Here is a 17,452-nt window from a genome sequence, read left to right on the forward strand (position 1 = left end):
ATGAACAACGACGACCCCATCCTGCGCTACTACGAAGCCGAGATGCGTTACCTGCGTGAATCCGGCAAAGAGTTCGCCAAGGCCCATCCCGATCGCGCGCGCATGCTCAACCTCGACCGCGTCGGCGACCGCGATCCCTATGTCGAGCGTCTCCACGAGGGATTCGCGTTTCTGGCAGGGCGTCTTCAGCAGAAGCTCGATGACGAACTGCCGGAGCTCACTGAAGGGCTCGTGAGCCTCCTGTGGCCACATTACCTGCGAATGATTCCGTCGCTCTCGATCGCTGAACTCATTCCCCTGCGCGAGAAACTCCAGCGCACTGAAGTCGTGCCCGCCGGCGTACCGGTGCGTTCGGCGCCAATCAGCGTGCAGCCCGCGGGCAGCGGGAGCACGACGGCACGCACCGTGCAATGTCTCTATCGGACCACTCAGGCGGTCATGCTGCAGCCGCTTGCTATCACGCATGCGGGACCTGCCGTGCGCCATGATGGCCGCTCGGTCATCCGGCTGGGCTTCGAGTTGCAGCATTCGGCGCGCCGCGAAGAAACCGACCTTTCGCGCGTGCGCTTGCATCTGAACGCCGATTTGCCGGTGGCGTTCTCCATGCACCTCGCACTCACGCGCCGGGTCGACACGATTCTCTGGCGAATTCCACAGGTGCGTGACGGCGAGCCTGTGCCGCTGCCCGGCATCACGATCGAACCCGCGGGTTTCTCGACCGACGAACGGCTATGGCCCAAAGCCGATGCCGCATTTTCTGGGCTCCAACTACTGCTCGAATATTTTTCGTTTCGCGAGAAATTCCTTTTCGTGGATCTGTGCGGCTTGGACGTCGCGAAGCTCCCCGTGCAAGCGACTCGCTTCGAGCTGGAATTCGTGCTCAATGAGGCTTACCCGTCAGACCAGCGTTTCACTAGCGAGAACATTCGATTGTTCTGCGCACCGGTGATCAACCTTTTTGAACTCGACGCGGAACCCATCGAAATCGACCATCACGAAACCGAGTATCGCGTCGTGCCAGCCGGTCATCACGGGGAGCACGTCGAAACGTATTCGGTCGATGCGATCGAGACGTTCGATCATGACACGGCCGAGCGCTACGAGTACGTCCCCTTTGCTACGTTCCGGCATCGCGGGGGCATGCTCAGGCACGAGGCGCCGGAGCGGTACTTCCATGGACGCGTGCGGCGCGGGATGTCGGGGCTTCACGAGACCTGGGTGATCCTGGGTGGCCACGCCTGGGAGACACTGGAGACGCTACCGGAAGAAAGCCTATCGCTACGCGTGACGGGTACCAATGGCATGCTGCCGCGCAAGGGATTGCGTGAGGCGAGCATCAGCGAACTCGCCGCGAGCACACCGAACGTCGCGGGCGTGCGCAATCTCGTCGCGCCTACGCTGCCGCTTTATCCGCCCACGGGCGACCGGTTCCAGTGGCGCGTTCTTTCCCATCTCGCTCCGAATTTCCTCTCGATGATGAATGCGGAGGTGCTGCGCGGCGCGCTCGCGCTCTACGACTGGACTGACGATGAATTGAACCGCCGGCGCCTTGCCGCCATTCTCTGGGTCTCGCAGGAATTGCTCGAGGAAGTGTCGGGCGGCGCGGTCGAGCGCGGGGTGCTGATTGAGGTGACGCTCGATTCGCAAGCGTTCGCCGGCGAGGGCGACGTCATGCTCTTTGGTGAACTGCTGCACCGGTTCTTCGCACTGTATGCGGAAATCAACCTGTTCACTAAGCTCTCCATCGTGAGCCTGCCGTCGCAGACCCGCACCGTCTGGCCACGCAGCAAGGCACAACGCGCACCGCTATGAAGCCTCAGGATCTTCCCAATCTCGAACCGCTGGTTGCGTCCCTGCTGACTCGAGCGCCGCAGATGAGTTTCATGCAACTGTGCCGCCTGTTGGAGGTCGGCGCCCCCGATCGTCCCGGGTTCGGAACACGCGATACACCGGAGCATGAGCAGGTGCGTTTCGGCTCGTGGCCGCGCGCCGGGTTTCCCGCAGGAGAAGTTGCCACTGTCGATTTCGGTGATGCATGGGACGAGTCACGACGACACCACACGCCTGTCGTGCGCACGACGTTCATGGGCCTCTACGGCGTCGATGCGGCGATGCCGTCACACATGATCGACGACATCGTTTTGCGAGAAGAGGGGCATGAGGTCGTCGAGTCATTTCTCGACCGCTTCAATCACCGCTTCGTCACGATGCTCTATCGGGCGTGGAAAAAGTACCGCTACGTGGAGAGTTTTCGTCCGGGTGGAACCGACCCGCATTCGCTCAATCTGTTGTGTCTGGTTGGGTTTGGCTGGGGAGACAAGCCCAAACGCGCCGGGTTGCCCGATTCACGGATGCTCGCACTGCTGGGCCTGTTGACCCAGAAGACACGTACGCCGGAAGGACTCGCGGGCGTCATTGCACTGGCCTTGCCCGGCGTGGACGTTCGCGTCGACGAGTTTTTTCCGGCGATCACGGGGACCGGAAAACCTCGGCCGCTGACTTCACGCCCGGCGTCACCGGAACCCGTGACGGCCGGCGTGCAAAAAGGGCTAGGGGGCGGCTACGTGCTGGGCAAGCGACTGACCTATCGCAGTCGTGCTGCACGGGCCACGCTGCGCCCCTGCAACGCACAGCAGGCTCACGACCTGTTGCCTGGAGCGTGGCTCAACCGCGAACTGCTGGCTTTCGTGCGGCTGTATGCGGGCGTGAAGGCTGACATCCATCTGCGCATGCAGGTGTCCTCAAGGATTGCGCCGTTGCCGGCAATCGGCTCGGTGGCCGCCGAACCCGCGCCGCGGCTTGGCTGGACAACGGTACTGCCCGCCAAAGAAGACCGCATTATCACTATTCCACTCGGGATCGTCGAGGCGTTTCCCGCCCCCGCGCCGAACCCACATCTGAGTCCGCAACGTGCATAACCGGGCATCTCTTATGTTTATTCGTCTGGCCGTTACCACCGCTGCATCCGTCTTCCTGCTGTCGGGTTGTGGCGCGTGGCAGGCAGTTTCCGACACCACGTCGAATGCTTTTCACGCGGTTTTCTACAAGAAGGTCAAGATCCTCAATGTCGATCTGGCCGCGCGTCAGGCATTGAATCCGGATGATGCTGGGCGTCCGACTTCGGTCGCCGTGCGCGTCTATCAGCTCAGGGATCGCAAGATCTTCGACGCAGCCTCTTACGACGATCTGCTCAAGAACGATCGCAGCGTCCTCGCGCAGGACCTGCAGGACAGCATGGCAGCCGCGCTGAATCCAGGGGCTTCCGCCAGCCTGACGCAGGCGATGAAGGGCGATACGCAATACGTGGCCATCGTCGCGTTTTATCGCAATCCGGGTAGTGGCAATGGGTGGAAGTACGTGATCGAAAAGAAAAAGCTCGATCCGGAAAAACCGCTCAAACTCGAACTCGTGAACCAGCTACTGCTCGCGGACGACGCTCCTTCACAGAAGGCAACGCACTAACGCAGCGAACTCACTCCTCCCCCACAGCCGAAAGCGGCGCGGCCACGTGCTCGAGCGACTTGCGCTCCGCGTCGACGCCCCAGATCGCGGCCACGAGCGCAGCCGCGATCATGAGCGCCGATCCCACCACGTAGCCCGTGAACACCTCGCTGCGCTGGTGCGTGTCGATCAGTCGTCCGAAGAATGCCGGACCGATGATGCCGCCCAGCGCCGTGCCGAACGCATAGAAAACAGCGATGGCAAGCGCCCGAATCTCCAGCGGGAATGATTCACTCACGGTCAGATAGGCAGAACTCGCAGCGGCGGAGGCGAAAAAGAAAATCACCATCCACGCGCCGGTTTGCATCGTCGCGGTGAGCATGCCTTGCTCGAACAGCCAGCCGCTCACCGTGAGCAGCACGCCCGAGAGTGCATAGGTCGCGGCGATCATCTTGCGCCGGCCAATCACGTCGAAGAGCCGCCCCAGCACGATCGGCCCGAGGAAGTTGCCGAGTGCGAACGGTAGCAGATAGAGGCCCACATCGCCGCCCGGCACGTGATAGAACTCGGTGAGCACGAGCGCGTAGGTAAAGAAAATCGCGTTGTAGAAGAAGGCCTGTGCCGTCATGAGCGATAGACCCACCAGCGCGCGACGGCGGTGGCGCACGAATATGGCATGAAACACCGCGCCCAGCGGTGTATGGCTGCGCGCATGCAGACGCAGCGGGTCGTTAGGCGGGTCTTCCAGCGTGTGGCCCGCATCGCGAAAGCGCGTTTCGATGCCCTCAACGATGTGCTTCGCCTCGTCGTGCTCGCCGTGCGTGAGCAGCCATCGCGGGCTTTCGGGTATCCAGCGGCGCATGGGCAAGATGATGAGCGCGAGTACCGCGCCGATGAAAAAGCACACGCGCCAGCCCCAGTCCGCGGGCAGCAGGTGCGGGTCGAGCAGCACGACTGAGCCCGCCGCGCCGATGGCTGCGCCCACCCAGAACGTGCCATTGATGCTGAGGTCGGTCCAGCCGCGTACGCGCGCGGGCGTGAACTCCTGGATCGTCGAATTGATGGCCGCGTACTCGCCGCCGATGCCCGCGCCCGTGATCGCGCGAAACGCCACGAAACTCGCGAAGCTCCATGAGAACGCCGTTGCGGCGGTGGCAATCAGATACACGGCGAGCGTGATGAAGAAGAGCTTGCGGCGGCCCAGCCGGTCCGTGAGCCAGCCGAAGCCGAGCGCGCCGCACACCGCGCCCGCAATATACGCGCTGCCGGCGAGGCCCACCTGCGCATTGTCGAGATGCAGCACCGGGCTCGTTTTTAGCGCACTCGCTACCGCACCGGCCAGCGTGACTTCGAGGCCGTCGAGCAACCAGGTGACGCCCAGCGCCACGACGATGAGCACATGAAAGCGGCCCCACGGCAAGCGATCGAGGCGCGCGGGCAGCGTGGTTTCGATGATGGGAGGCTTGTCAGTCGTCTCGGTCGTATTGGGAGGATTCATCGGGCAAGGCTGGGTTCAGCACGCGATGCCTTGTAGCATGCGCCGTTCCTGAAATGAGGGCCCGCGTGAAAACAGAAAAATCAGCATGTGAGGAAACGGCTGACGTAACGTATCATCTGTTCATACAAAAGCGGGTGACGTGCAGGGAGCCTATATCCGGATCATGTCCGGAACGGGGCGCGCCATCCATGCACAGGTGTGCCCATGACAAAACCAGCTACGTGGTTTCCGGTTCGCAAGTCCCTTTGGTCGGGCCTGACGCCCACGCTCACCGCCATCGTCACGTTCGTGTGCGCCGCCAGTTTGCTGTTGCTCGCGGCGGCCGCCGGCGTGAGGGAAGGCGACAAGTCGATCCGCAAGCATGAAGGTCTGATCGCGCAGGATATGGTGTCCGCGATCGAGCACATTCTCGATAGCGTGCTCACCGCGCAAAGCGCCGCGTTGGCCGCGCTTCCGGGGCAACCCTGCGAGCGTGTGGCGCGGCAGTTCGCCGAGTTGAGAACGCACGTCAACTATGTGCGCGGCATCAATCTCGTGGCGAACGGGCGGGTCTACTGTTCATCCGCGCTCGGCCCCTACGACCTGCCGCTTGCCCCGTTCTTCACGCAAGTACCGGCAAGCACTGCGATCACGCTGATCGGCGGCTCGCCCTGGCAGGCGCACGTGCCGGTCATGCCGCTCTATGTACCCACCGGCGAGAACGTCGGCCTGCTTTACGTGATCGAGTCGGCGTATTTGGCCGATGCGCTTGCGCACGGCGTGCGCTACGGCGCGGGCCGCGTCACGCTTTCCGTGCCGGGCGCTGCGGCGATAGACGACCGTGGCGCGCTGCTCGCCGCCGGCGACCTTGCGCGCCACGCGGGCGCGCGCGCCACGTCCTCGCGTTGGGGCTTCGCCGTCGACGTGGCGTTCGCGGCAAGCGCGTATCGCGACGCACGCTGGAAATATGGTCTGCGCTTTGGCGCGGCGGCGCTGCTCATCGATCTGCTGATTGGCGCGGCCTGGCTCATCGCGTTCGCGCCGCGCCGGCTGCTGCTCTCGGCGGTGCGCCGCGGACTGCGGCACGGCCAGTTTCATGTGGTCTACCAGCCCGTGGTCGAACTGGCGACAGGCCGCGTGAGCGGCGCGGAGGCGCTCATTCGCTGGACCCATCCGAAATTCGGCGCGGTGAGTCCCGCCGTGTTCATGGCCGACGTGGAGGGCAGCCGCCTGCTCGGGCCGGTCACGCGTTTCGTGCTCGAACGCGCAACCACGGAGATGGTACGCGCGACCGCAGTGCGTCCGTTTCACCTCGCCGTCAACGTTGCGCCGCTGGACTTCGAGCGCAAGGACTTCGTTGCGGACGTGCTCGGGGCAGTCGAGCACCTGCCGCCGGACATCATCCTGATTCTCGAAGTGACCGAGCGTTTCCTGCTCGAACAGCGCGCCCGCACGGAGGCGGTGTTCGAGACGCTGAAGGCGCGCGGCGTGAAATTCGCCATCGACGACTTCGGCACGCACCACAGCAACCTCGACACGCTCGGGCGCTTTCCGTTCGACTACGTGAAGATCGACGGGCAGTTCGTCCGGCAACTCGAGCGGCGCGGCGATCAGCTCGTCAAGGGGATCGTGGCGCTGGCCAGTCACTTCGACATGGAGATCATTGCGGAGGGCGTCGAGACCGAGGCGCAACACGACATGTTGCAGCGACTGGGCATTCGCTATGCGCAGGGGTATTTCTACCGGCGGCCGGGCTCGGCTGCGAGTATTGCCGAAATGCAGCGCGACGCGAGTCTCGTGCGTTATGCGTTGTCTTCTCCCGTGCGTTAGTACGAATATGCATGAATTTGTCGTGCATAACGAATCACGTAAGCCGTTGCGAAATACCGGCTTACGGGAAGTCTGCAATCCTTACCTAAACTTGACTGCAAAAGCGCACTTAATTCCGGTTAAGCTTTTTCCACGACGGTTAAATAAAGTACGCGGATTTAGAAGCCGCGCCGAACCGTAACTGTTGCGCCTGTACTATGCGAATGAAGAACGGCGACGCGTGCGGTCGCGGAAAACACCCACTCGTCAACGGTCAGCGAAAGCCTGCGCTGAGGCTGTGCGCCGATGTTCAACGTGCTGTCCGGCACCTCAAGAATCGAGATTTGCGGCGCTGTCGAAGGGCCCATCTGCAAATAATCTGAAGTTGGCCGCGCAGCCTGCTGCGCACTGTAACTGCTTCCAGGCGCGGATTTCACGAAGTCGTAATGGTATTTGTCTCGTGCCACAGGCGCGCTATAAAAACTTTCGACTTGCGCGTAAAACGGCTTTGGCTGATTCGCCTGATATTCCATTTCGTACCGGTGCAGGTACGCCAGAGGCTCCGGTGGCAGCACTGGAACCACTTCCATAGGCATGGACGGGATATTGGCGACCGTCATGGTTTCGGGAATGTTCACACCGGTGCTCTGAGCGAATGCATAACCGCTCAGCATAAAAAAGGCTGCACCGACAATCTTTTCGTTCAGGCACGTCATGAGCATGCCTCCAATGACGAACTCGAAACATCAAACTGTCGAACGTTCCTGCCGAACAGACTGCCTTTGCATCACGTGCACCAATGCATTCTAGTACCTGATTTGCTTCCTGCTAGCCTAATGTGTGCGCACGTTATTCAGATGGATGCGAAGTCCACCAGCTAACAGGTGACGTGCAACGTCGTTGCCTAACATCGCAGACGTTATGACCGATTCAGGCGGCGGGAAGACCACCCGCGGCGGAAGAAATTGCGGATGGCCGTGCGGATATCCGATGTGCCGGCGCCAGGTTCGCGCGAACGAGCGCCAACCCATTGGGGAAAATACGAGTGCGGCCTAGATCGTGCCGAAGAGCGCGCGCGGCCGGTCCTGCAGTGTGCGAGCGAGAACCTTCAGTGCGCGCGCGAGTTGCTCCCGCGAGGTTGCACACGCGAGGTTGATACGCACGCCGTGTTCGAGCGTCGAGCGGTCCACTGCGAACGCCGAGGCGGGCATGGTGTTCACGCCGCGCGCGAGTGCGTTGGCGGCGAAATCGTCGGAACGCCACGGCGCCGGTACACGCAGCCAGACGAACATGCACGCCGGGTCGCTGTTGAGCAACTCGCGCGGCAAGATCTGGAGCGCGAGTTCCTGCCGTGCCTGCAGCTCCGCACGCTGCGCTTCGAGTATGAGGTGTGCGGTGCCGTCCTCGATCCAGCGCGTGGTGATGAGCGTGGTGAGCGGCGCGGGCATCCAGGCCGTCGTGCGCACGGCTTCGGCAGCGAGTGCAGCGCCATGCGGCGGCGTGAGCAAATAGCCGATGCGCAGCCCCGGCGCGAGCACTTTCGAGGTGGAGGCCACGTGGAGGGTCAGCTCGGGGCACAGGCTCGCGATGGTCGGCAGGCGCTTGCGCAGCAGCGGCCCATATACGTCGTCCTCGATGATGGCAACGTGATGCCGCCGCGCGATCTCCACGAGCGCGAGGCGCCGCTCGAGGCTCATCGTGACCACACTCGGGTTCTGCAGGTTCGGCACTGTGAAGATGGCCTTCACCGGCATGCGGCGGCAGGCGTCTTCGAGCTGATCGGGCAGGAGGCCTTCGGCGTCGCTCGGGATACCGACCAGCTCGAACTGGAACACGGGGGCGAGCGCCTTGAGGCCGTAGTAGGTCAGCTTGTCGGAAAGGATCACGCCTTCGTGTCCCATCAGGCTGCTCAGGACCGCATAGAGGCCGTGCTGCGCGCCGCTCGTCACGACGAGATTCTCGGGCGAGGGCGTGAAGCCCGGCGCGGCAATCCACTGCGCGCCCGCCGCGCGCGCCCATTCGGCGCCTTGGGGCGGCTGGTATTCCTGCGTTTCCGCAAAGCGCGGGTCGCGCGAGATCGACGCCATCGTGCGGGCGAGCTGCGCGAGAAATTCTCCGGTTGCCGGCCGGTTGACAGTGAGGTCCACCACGCCGCTCGCTTCAGCGTCGCTCGTCTGCGCGCCGCGCTGCGCCGCCGCGCCGACGGCAGGCATGGCCCCGCCGGTGACGATCGAGCCGCGCCGCTTGCTCGCGACTATCAGCCCGCGCGCCTGCAACTCCTTATACGCGCGCGATACGGTGGAGACGTTGATACCCAGTTCCACGGCCAGATCGCGCTGCGGCGGCAAGCGGCTGCCGGGCGGGTACTGGCCGCTGCGCACCTGCTCCTCGAGATTGCGGGAGACCTCCAGATACGTGGCTTGACGACCCTTTGTCTGGATATTGTCATCCGATTTTGTCTGGTAATCGTCGGCTTTCATGCAAGTATTAACTCCATACAAAACTCGATCGTCTGCCCCATTGCCATGCTCACGTGAGATGCCTCATCTGCGCCGCTGCCGTGCCTTTAGCCTAATAATACGATATCTGGCAAGGACTTGGCTGCTTCTGTCGTGGGCCGAAAGACCATCCTCCAGGGAAATTCCTAGTCTCCGTACAAAGCCTTTTTAATTGCACACAAAAAATTATTGTGTGAGTATGAATTCAAGGTTTTGTTCGGCCAGCAGCTCGGCGCAACACGCACTGTATTACAGGAGGACAGGCTCGTGGCAACCCGGCAACCCACATCCGCTTCAGGCAGCACATCCACACCCCTCGGACATTCGCTGCGCAAGCGGCACGTCACGATGATTTCGCTCGGCGGCATTATCGGCGCGGGACTCTTCGTCGGCAGCAGCGCCACCATCAACGCGATGGGGCCGGCTGCGTGCCTGAGCTATCTGCTGGCGGGCATCGTCGTGCTGTTTGTCATGCGCATGCTCGGCGAGATGGCGCTCGCGCATCCGGGCGTCGGCTCGTTCACGGAGTTCACGCGCATTGGCCTTGGCGACTGGGCCGGTTTCACGAACGGCTGGCTCTACTGGTACTTCTGGGTGATCGTGGTCGCCGTGGAGGCGGTGGCGGGCGCGGGCATCCTGCAGCGCTGGATTCCCGCGCCGGTCTGGGTGATCGGGCTCGTGCTCCTTTCGTTCATGACGGTCGTGAACCTGCTCTCGGTGAAATCGTATGGAGAATTCGAGTACTGGTTCGCGTCGATCAAGGTGGCGGCGATCATCGTGTTCATCGTGGTGGGCGCGAGCTACCTGTTCGGGTTCAGTTCGTGGCACCAGACTGTGAACAACCTGAGCGGCGACCACGGCTTCATGCCGTTCGGCGCGATGTCGATCTTCGCGGGCGTACCCACGGTGATCTTCGCCGTGGGCGGCGCGGAGATCGCGACCATCGCCGCGGCCGAATCCGACGATCCGGGCCGCAACGTGGCTTCGATGACGCGCTCGGTCATCCTGCGCGTCATCACGTTCTATGTCGGCTCGCTCTTCGTGATCGCGTGCATCGTGCCGTGGGCGAGCATCAAGGTGGGCTACTCGCCGTTCGTGGCGGCGCTCGAAACCATGCATATTCCAGGCGCTGCGGACATCATGAATGCGATCGTTCTGGTGGCCGTGCTCTCCGCGCTGAACTCCGGGCTCTATGTGTCCTCGCGCATCGTGTTCCGGCTCGCCGAGCGCCGCGACGCCCCGCGCGCGCTGCTCACGCTCTCGAAGAGCCGCGTGCCGCGTCTCGCCGTGCTCGCGAGCAGCATCGTCGGCTACGTGGCCATCGTCGCGGCGATCGTTTCGCCGCAGGGCGTGTTCCTCTATCTCGTCAGTGCATCCGGTGCGGTCATGCTGTTCGTGTATCTCTCCATCGCCGTTTCGCAGATCGTGATTCGCCGGCGCCTGGAGGCAACGGAGCCCGAACGGCTCACCTTCAAAATGTGGCTCTTTCCCTGGCTTTCGTGGGCCGTGGTGGCGGCCATTGCCGGCGTGCTCTGCGCGATGGGCTTCGATCACGCTCTCTCGGGCCAGCTCATGGCGAGCCTCGCGAGCCTGGCGCTGGTGTCGGCGGCTTACCTGCTCACACGCAAAAGGACTCACGTGCAGGAATTCCGTGAGCCTGCAACCAACTGGAAGAAGTAATGGCGCAAGTGGCTGTCATCGGCGCGGGCTTCGTGGGATTGTCGTGCGCGTACTGGCTCATGCGCGACGGGCACAGCGTGACGCTGTACGACGCGCAGGGGCCGGGCGAGGGCGCGTCATACGGCAACGCGGGCACGTTCGCGAACTATGCGTGCATTCCCGTGAACAACCCGGACGTGTTCCGCAACATCCCGCGCTTTCTATTCTCGTCGACGAGCCCGCTGCGCATCCGCTGGGGCGACGTGCCGGCGCTCGCGCCATGGCTCACGCGTTTCCTGCTGAGCGCCACGCCGCGCCGCTACGCGGGCAGCGTGAACGCGCTCGCGCAACTGCTCTCGCGCGCATTCGAAGGCTATCGCGAGCTGCTCAGCGTCGACGCGCTCGCGGCCTTCGTGCGTGAACGCGAATGCCTCTACCTGTATTCGAGCGCAGCGTCGTTCAAGGCCGCGCAGCCGGCGCTTGAGCTACGGCGCTCGCTCGGCGTGGCATTCGAAACGCTCTCGCGCAGCGAGATCGCACAACTGGAGCCCGGCCTCGCGCCACTCTTCCCCCAAGGCACGCTCTTCAAAGGCAGCTGGTTTCTGAGCGATCCGCGCGGCTTTCTGCAGGCCTTGCATGCGATGTTGACGCAGAGCGGTCTGGTGCACCGGCGCGTGGCCGTCGAAACGCTGAAGCCTGCGCCTGGCGCGGTGAAGCTGATCGATACGGCGGGCGAGGCGCATGACGCGGAACAGGTCATTGTGTGCGCGGGCGCGTTTTCGGGGCGCCTCGCGCGCCAATGCGGCGACGCGGTGCCGCTAGGCATCGAGCGCGGCTATCACGTGCGCTTTCCTGGCACCGCTGATCGAATTTCGCGTCCGTGCGGCTGGGCCGAGCGCGGCTTCTACATGACGCCGATGGACGGCGGCATCCGCGCAGCGGGCACCGTCGAGCTGGCGGCCAACGGAGCGGGCAAGAATGCGGACCTGCTGCGCCTCTTGACGCGCTCCGCGCAGGAGGCGCTGCCCGGACTGCCCGAGCCGGACAGCGACTGGCTTGGTTTCAGGCCGAGCCTGCCTGACGCGCTGCCCGTGGTGGGCGCGTCGAGCCGCTCGCCGCGCGTGATCTATGCGTTTGGGCACCAGCATCTGGGCGTGACGCTCGGCGGCGTGACGGGCAGCGTGGTCGCCGATCTCGTTGCAAAGCGTGCGCCCCCCCTCGATCTCACGCCTTATAGTCCGCGACGTTTTTAACCCATGATTCAAGCCACGTTCCAGCCAACAGCCACGTAACACCCACCGCAACAGTCTCCCAGCGAGGATGAGCATCATGAATCGCCGCACTCTCGTACTAACGATGGCCCTCGGGCTGATGGGCTTGCACGGCCCCGCGCAGGCGGCCGAGCCCGAGGTTGTGAAGATCGGCTTCGCGGGTCCGCTCACCGGCCCGGTGGCACGTGTCGGCAAGGACTTGCAGTACGGCGCGCAGCTCGCGATCGACGAGGAGAACGCCAAACATCCTGTGATCGCGGGCAAGCCGGTGAAGTACGTGCTCGACGTGCAGGACGACCAGGCCGATCCGCATGTTGCCGTGCAGGTGGCGCAAAAGCTCGTGGACGACGGCGTGGTCGGCGTGATCGGCCACTACAACTCGGGCTGCAGCATTCCCGCTTCGGCGGTCTATCACAACGCAAACGTGGCGATGATCACGCCGGGCTCGACCAACCCGGCGCTGACCCAGCAGGGCTACGCGAACGTGTTTCGCACCATGGGCAACGACGGCATAGGAGGCGTCATCGCCGGCAAGTTCGCAGTGGAGCAGTTGAAGGCGAAACGCATCGGCATCATCGACGACCGCACGGCCTTTGGCCAGGGGCTCGCCGACGCCTTCGAAAAAGGCGCGAAGGAAGTCAACGGCAATATCGTCGACCGCGAGTTCACCAACGACAAGGCCGTGGATTTCCGTGCCATTCTCACGACGCTCAAGCAGAAGAACGTCGACGTGATTTTCTTTGGCGGCCTCGACGAACAGGGCGCGATGCTCGCCAAGCAGATGCGCACGCTCGGTATGCCGGCGCGGCTCTTCGGCGCGGGCGCATTGAAAAGCAATGCCTTCCTGCAGATCGCGGGCCCGGCGGGCGAGGGTACGCAGGACCTCGAACCGGGGCCGGCGCTCGACAAGCTGCCTTCCGCGCAGGCGTTCGCAAAGCGCTACAAGGCGCGCTTCAATCAGGATGTCGAACTGTATGCGCCATTCGCCTACGATGCCGCGCTCGCCATGCTGAAGGCGATTCGCGACGCCGATTCGCTCGACCGCGCGAAGATCGTCGCGAGCTTCCCGAAGGTGACCGTGGTAGGCGTGACGGGCAATATCGCGTTCGATCCGCACGGCGACCTCATCAAGCCGCCTTATACGCTCTTCGAGGTGCAGCAGGGGCAGTGGAAGAGCCTCAAGACGCTCGGGGGCAATGGCGTGTGAAGCGCGCGTAGGGGCGTTTCAGCGCGCGTCCAGCAGCTCGAACAGCGTGTGGAAATCGACGGGCTTCGTGAGATGCGAGTCGATGCCGCTCATGCGCGAGCGCAGCCGGTCGGCGTGCTGGCCCCAACCCGTCAGCGCGATGATCTGCAGGCCGACGTAGCGCGGGTTTTGACGAATCTGCCGCGCGATTTCGTAGCCGTCCATGCCGGGCATGCCGATGTCGAGCACGACCGCGTGTGGCACCGACTGCCCGAGCGCGCCGAGCGCGGAGGCGCCGTCGTAGACCACGCGCACTTGCGCGCCCTCGCTCGAGAGCACCATGGCGAGCGAATCGGCGGCATCGCGGTTGTCGTCGACCACGAGAATGCGCTTGCCCGCGAGCGGCTTCGCGGCGCGCGCCACGGTCGCCGGGGTCTCGCGCGCTTCGGCGGGCGTTTGCTGAGAGAGCGGCAGGCGCACCGTGAAGGTGCTGCCTTTGCCGGGGCCGGCGCTCGCCGCCTCGACCGTGCCGTCATGCATGCGCACGAGATGGCGCACCATGGTGAGGCCGATGCCCAGACCGCCCTGATTGCGGTCGGCAGGGCGGCTGACCTGCGTGAACATTTCGAATACCTGATCAATCTGCTCCGCCGACATGCCGATGCCAGAATCGCTCAGTGCGACGACGACCCACTCGCCTTCGCGCGTGGCGTCGAGCCGGATCTGGCCGCCCGTTTCGGTGTAGCGCGCCGCGTTGTTGAGCATGTTTGCGAAGACCTGCGTGAGCCGCACGCGGTCGGCGTCGAGAACGAGCGGGGCGTCGGGCAGCGTGATGCTCAGTTCATGGTGCGCCTGATCGATGGCGGGGCGGCTCGTTTCAACGGCGCTCTCGATGATTTCCGCGAGCGCAACGGGCGCCTTCACGAGGCCGATCTTGCCGCGTGTGATGCGCGACACTTCCATGAGATCGTCGATCAGCCGCACCATGTGATGCACCTGGCGATCGAGCATGTCGAGTATCGGCGCGGAGTCCGCGGGAAACGCGCTGCGCCGGATGAGGTGCAGCGCATTGGCGATGGGCGCGAGCGGATTGCGCAGCTCGTGGGCGAGCGTCGCGAGGAATTCGTCCTTGCGCCGGTCGGCTTCCTTGAGCGCGTCTTCGGCGGTCACGGCTTCGGTCACGTCGATCGAGACACACACGTGGCCGCGAAACTCACCGTTCGCGGAAAACCACGGGGCACAGCAGGTTTCGAACCAGTGCCAGCTTGCGTCCTTGACTCTCACGCGCAGCCGGCTCTGGAATGCGCAATGGTCCTGCTGCGCCGTTTGGACGCGCGAAAGAAAGCCGGGCAGGTCGCGCGGATGCACGATAGTGTGCCAGCCGGTTTCGAGCAGTTGTCCGGGCGTGAGGCCGATCGCCGCGAGATAACGCTGGTTCAAATAGACCGTGTTGCCTTGCGTGTCGATTTGCCAGATCAGCGCGGGCGACGCGTCGGCTAGCGCGCGAAAGCGCGCCTCGCTCTCGCGCAGCGCTTCCTGGGCGCTGCGGCGGTCGTCCACGTCGATATTCATGCCCACCCACTTGCGCACTGTTCCGTCCTGATTCCAGATCGGCGCGGCGCGCACGTTGGTCCAGCGCCAGCCGCCTGTTGCGACGTGCAGGCGGAATTCCGCGTTGACCACGCGCTGCGCCGCAATCGCGTCTTTCCATTGACTCAGCGCGTAGCCGCGGTCGTCGGGATGAACGGCGTTCGCCCAGCCTTCGCCGAGCCATTCTGCGCCGGGCTGGCCCGTATATTCCGACCAGCCCGGCGAGACCGATTCGGCCTGACCCTGGGCATCGGCTTCCCATACGGCCTGCGCAAATCCTTCCACCAAAGCGCGAAAGCGCTCCTCGCTTTCCACGCATTCGGTTTCCACGCGCTTGCGTTCCGTAATGTCCAGCGCGAATTCGGCGCACTTCGAGGTCATGCCCGAGCCCGATAGCCGGGTCGGCGCGAAAAGGCCCCACCAGCGCGTGCCGTCCTTGCGGATCAACTGCCGCTCGTAGGGCTGGGTGCGTCCGGTGGTGGCGAGGTCTGTGACCGCGCGCGTCGTGACGCCGAGGAATTCGAGCGGCACGAGCCGGTCCCAGTGTGCCGCGGCGCGCAAATCTTCGCGGCTATAGCCGCTCATCTGCTCGAATGCGCTGTTGGCGTCGGCCATGGAGCCGTCGAGGTCGAAGAACAGCACTCCGACGGTTTCGATGGAGATGGCGGCCTGCAGGCGCGCCTCGCTCTCGCGCAGCGCGTCTTCGACCTGCTTGCGCTGCTCGGCTTCGTCGTGGAGCTTCGTATTGATGTTCTGTAGCGTGCGCGAGCGTTCGGCCACCTGCTGTGCGAGATTGCGGCCTGCGTCCTGGGCGTCGCTCAGTGCGCTCGTCAACTGGTGCGCGGCGCTCGCGCAGGAGGCGAGGCTTTGCAGCAGACGCGCGTCCTCGGCGTCGAAATGTCTTTCCTGGCCGTGCGTCACGGCCCAGACCGTGCCGACCACCGTGCCGTTGACGCGCCAGGGCACGTGCAGCGCTTCGCGGATGGGCGGATCGATCGTGCGGTACGAAGCAAAGCAGCGTGCTGGGCGGTCGAACAGGAGCATGCTATTGCGCCCCTCGGTCACGCCGCTGGGGCAGTCGTCGCCGGGAAGCGTCCGGTCCACTTCGCCGGCCAGTTCGCCGGCCACCGCGCCCCAGCGGAACTGGGCCGTGGCGCCGTCGCGCTCGGGCACGCTCACGCCCGCCGACTCGGCGCGGCAAAGCGCGAGGGCGAGCCGCGCGAGCATATGCAGTACACCTGAAGGATGACACGCCATTTCCTGCGTGAGTGCAGCAAGCGCACGGCTCTCGCCCTGGTAGTCGGGCAGCCGGTTGGGGCGGTTCACCAGAGCCTCGGTGATCAGCGTTTCCTCGACCGTGAGCGCAGGTGCGCCGTTGTCTTGCATGCTGCCTCCGCTTTAGTCGTCCGCTGCGCCTGCGTTCGCATCTTCGGTGCAAGGTGCGAACGCAGGCGGAGCCCATTGTGTTTGTCGGTGAGCATCGCGTATTCCCGTAGATGAAAACCGGGAGATGCCAGCGCGTTTTGTTGCGTCCCTTTGAACGCCGCGCACGCCTGAGCCGGCCGCAAAGCGCGGCGGGCATTGCGTTTGCTTGAAGGCCGCACGGTATGGAAGGTGAGGAGGATGCGATCATGCCACGCGCGATATGGAAAGGTGCCATCACCTTCGGGCTCGTGTATGTGCCGGTCGAATTGTTCCCGGCTACGCAGAGCGAACGTACCGGCTTCAACCTGCTCGACCGGCGCACGCTGGACCCGATCGGCTACCAGCAGATCAACAAGCGCACGGGCAAACCGGTCCAGCGCGACGACATCGTGCGCGGCTACGAGTATGAAAAGGGCGCCTACGTCGTGATTTCCGACGAGGAGATCAAGGCCGCGAGCCCCGAATCGACACAGACGGTCGACTTGCTCGCGTTCGTGGAGGCGCCGCAGGTTTCATTTCTTTACCTCGACACGCCGTACTGGCTCGCCCCCGACAAGCGCGCGGGCAAGACTTACGCGCTGTTGCGCGATGCGCTCGCGGCGAGCGGCAAGATCGGCATTGCGAGCGTCGTGCTGCACAGCCGGCAGCATCTCGCGGCGCTCGTGGCGGCGGGTCCTGCGCTTGCGCTGCAAACGCTTCGGTGGGCCACCGAGGTGCGCGAGTTCGATGCGGTGCGGAGCCTGCCCAAGAGTGCAAGAGCGGCGGGCGTGAGCACACATGAGCTGCAAATGGCGCGCAAGCTCATCGACGACATGAGCGCGGACTGGGTCCCAGAGTCGTATCGCGACACCTACCGCGATGCCATTCTCGAACTGGCCGAGCGCAAGGCGCGCGAAGGCAAGGCGCACGAACTCACGCACGTCGAAGCGCCCGCGCCCGAGCGGCGCGGCGCGGATATCGTCGACCTCTCCGAGTTACTCAAGCGCAGCCTCGGCGAGCGCAGCGAGCGCGGCGCAAGTGCGTCGCCCAGGAAAACGGCGAAAACGGCGCCGAAGCGCGGACGGCGCGCGGCATGATGAACGCAAATGCGGCTCTG

At 64.1% G+C, this 17,452-nt stretch carries 12 protein-coding genes; 8 read left to right on the forward strand and 4 right to left on the reverse strand.

Annotated elements, in window-relative coordinates:
• From tssF to tssJ, 3 genes are read left to right on the forward strand one after another with little or no spacing between them, the layout of a single operon-like run.
• Complete coding sequence (tssF, locus tag E1N52_RS01280) at positions 1-1,812, forward strand: type VI secretion system baseplate subunit TssF (RefSeq protein ID WP_133179448.1); 1,812 nt, start codon at positions 1-3, stop codon at positions 1,810-1,812.
• Positions 1,809-2,918 carry a type VI secretion system baseplate subunit TssG gene (tssG, locus tag E1N52_RS01285; protein WP_133179450.1) on the forward strand — a complete coding sequence of 370 codons (1,110 nt, stop codon included), beginning with the start codon at positions 1,809-1,811 and terminating at the stop codon, positions 2,916-2,918. The genes tssF and tssG overlap by 4 nt, the downstream gene beginning before the upstream one ends.
• Before the next feature lie 13 nt (positions 2,919-2,931).
• On the forward strand, positions 2,932-3,462 hold the full coding sequence (tssJ, locus tag E1N52_RS01290) for a type VI secretion system lipoprotein TssJ (protein WP_133179452.1): 531 nt from the start codon (positions 2,932-2,934) through the stop codon (positions 3,460-3,462).
• A gap of 10 nt (positions 3,463-3,472) precedes the next feature.
• Here the strand turns inward: tssJ and E1N52_RS01295 are convergent, their stop codons facing one another.
• Positions 3,473-4,939 carry an MFS transporter gene (locus E1N52_RS01295; RefSeq protein WP_133179454.1) on the reverse strand — a complete coding sequence of 489 codons (1,467 nt, stop codon included), beginning with the start codon at positions 4,937-4,939 and terminating at the stop codon, positions 3,473-3,475.
• A gap of 204 nt (positions 4,940-5,143) precedes the next feature.
• On the opposite strand from E1N52_RS01295, the gene E1N52_RS01300 reads away from it, so the two are divergent.
• Positions 5,144-6,748, forward strand: coding sequence for an EAL domain-containing protein (locus tag E1N52_RS01300; protein WP_133179456.1), 1,605 nt, complete (start codon positions 5,144-5,146; stop codon positions 6,746-6,748).
• Between the two features lie 158 nt (positions 6,749-6,906).
• Here E1N52_RS01300 and E1N52_RS01305 read toward each other — a convergent pair whose 3' ends face one another.
• Both E1N52_RS01305 and E1N52_RS01310 read right to left on the reverse strand, forming a co-directional pair.
• Positions 6,907-7,443, reverse strand: coding sequence for a hypothetical protein (locus E1N52_RS01305; protein ID WP_133179458.1), 537 nt, complete (start codon positions 7,441-7,443; stop codon positions 6,907-6,909).
• 336 nt (positions 7,444-7,779) lie between these two features.
• Positions 7,780-9,207 (reverse strand): aminotransferase-like domain-containing protein, encoded by a 1,428-nt coding sequence (locus E1N52_RS01310; RefSeq protein WP_133179460.1) that lies wholly within the window; start codon positions 9,205-9,207, stop codon positions 7,780-7,782.
• A gap of 366 nt (positions 9,208-9,573) precedes the next feature.
• Here E1N52_RS01310 and E1N52_RS01315 point away from each other — a divergent pair, with 366 nt between their 5' ends.
• From E1N52_RS01315 to E1N52_RS01325, 3 genes are all read left to right on the forward strand, one after another.
• Positions 9,574-10,905, forward strand: coding sequence for an amino acid permease (locus tag E1N52_RS01315; RefSeq protein WP_133179785.1), 1,332 nt, complete (start codon positions 9,574-9,576; stop codon positions 10,903-10,905).
• Entirely contained in the window at positions 10,905-12,137 is a 1,233-nt protein-coding gene (locus E1N52_RS01320) for an NAD(P)/FAD-dependent oxidoreductase (RefSeq protein WP_133179462.1), read from the forward strand. Before E1N52_RS01315 ends, E1N52_RS01320 begins: the two co-directional genes overlap by 1 nt.
• A 76-nt stretch (positions 12,138-12,213) precedes the next feature.
• Positions 12,214-13,362 carry a branched-chain amino acid ABC transporter substrate-binding protein gene (locus E1N52_RS01325; protein WP_133179464.1) on the forward strand — a complete coding sequence of 383 codons (1,149 nt, stop codon included), beginning with the start codon at positions 12,214-12,216 and terminating at the stop codon, positions 13,360-13,362.
• 18 nt (positions 13,363-13,380) lie between these two features.
• Here E1N52_RS01325 and E1N52_RS01330 read toward each other — a convergent pair whose 3' ends face one another.
• Positions 13,381-16,317, reverse strand: coding sequence for a PAS domain-containing hybrid sensor histidine kinase/response regulator (locus E1N52_RS01330; RefSeq protein ID WP_133179466.1), 2,937 nt, complete (start codon positions 16,315-16,317; stop codon positions 13,381-13,383).
• Between the two features lie 245 nt (positions 16,318-16,562).
• Between E1N52_RS01330 and ku the strand changes: the two genes are divergently transcribed.
• Positions 16,563-17,432, forward strand: coding sequence for a non-homologous end joining protein Ku (ku, locus tag E1N52_RS01335; protein ID WP_133179468.1), 870 nt, complete (start codon positions 16,563-16,565; stop codon positions 17,430-17,432).
• Positions 17,433-17,452: the final 20 nt, after the last annotated feature.

Source organism: Paraburkholderia guartelaensis (assembly GCF_004353905.1).
GTDB lineage: Bacteria > Pseudomonadota > Gammaproteobacteria > Burkholderiales > Burkholderiaceae > Paraburkholderia > Paraburkholderia guartelaensis.

Coding starts and splice junctions, on each gene's coding strand:
- E1N52_RS01315 (WP_133179785.1), top strand. CDS start 9,574: ATGATTTCGCTCGGCGGCATTATCGGCGCGGGACTCTTCGTCGGCAGC.
- E1N52_RS01330 (WP_133179466.1), bottom strand. CDS start 16,317: ATGCAAGACAACGGCGCACCTGCGCTCACGGTCGAGGAAACGCTGATC.
- tssG (WP_133179450.1), top strand. CDS start 1,809: ATGAAGCCTCAGGATCTTCCCAATCTCGAACCGCTGGTTGCGTCCCTG.
- E1N52_RS01300 (WP_133179456.1), top strand. CDS start 5,144: ATGACAAAACCAGCTACGTGGTTTCCGGTTCGCAAGTCCCTTTGGTCG.
- ku (WP_133179468.1), top strand. CDS start 16,563: ATGCCACGCGCGATATGGAAAGGTGCCATCACCTTCGGGCTCGTGTAT.
- tssJ (WP_133179452.1), top strand. CDS start 2,932: ATGTTTATTCGTCTGGCCGTTACCACCGCTGCATCCGTCTTCCTGCTG.
- E1N52_RS01305 (WP_133179458.1), bottom strand. CDS start 7,443: ATGACGTGCCTGAACGAAAAGATTGTCGGTGCAGCCTTTTTTATGCTG.
- E1N52_RS01325 (WP_133179464.1), top strand. CDS start 12,214: ATGAATCGCCGCACTCTCGTACTAACGATGGCCCTCGGGCTGATGGGC.
- E1N52_RS01310 (WP_133179460.1), bottom strand. CDS start 9,207: ATGAAAGCCGACGATTACCAGACAAAATCGGATGACAATATCCAGACA.
- E1N52_RS01320 (WP_133179462.1), top strand. CDS start 10,905: ATGGCGCAAGTGGCTGTCATCGGCGCGGGCTTCGTGGGATTGTCGTGC.
- E1N52_RS01295 (WP_133179454.1), bottom strand. CDS start 4,939: ATGAATCCTCCCAATACGACCGAGACGACTGACAAGCCTCCCATCATC.
- tssF (WP_133179448.1), top strand. CDS start 1: ATGAACAACGACGACCCCATCCTGCGCTACTACGAAGCCGAGATGCGT.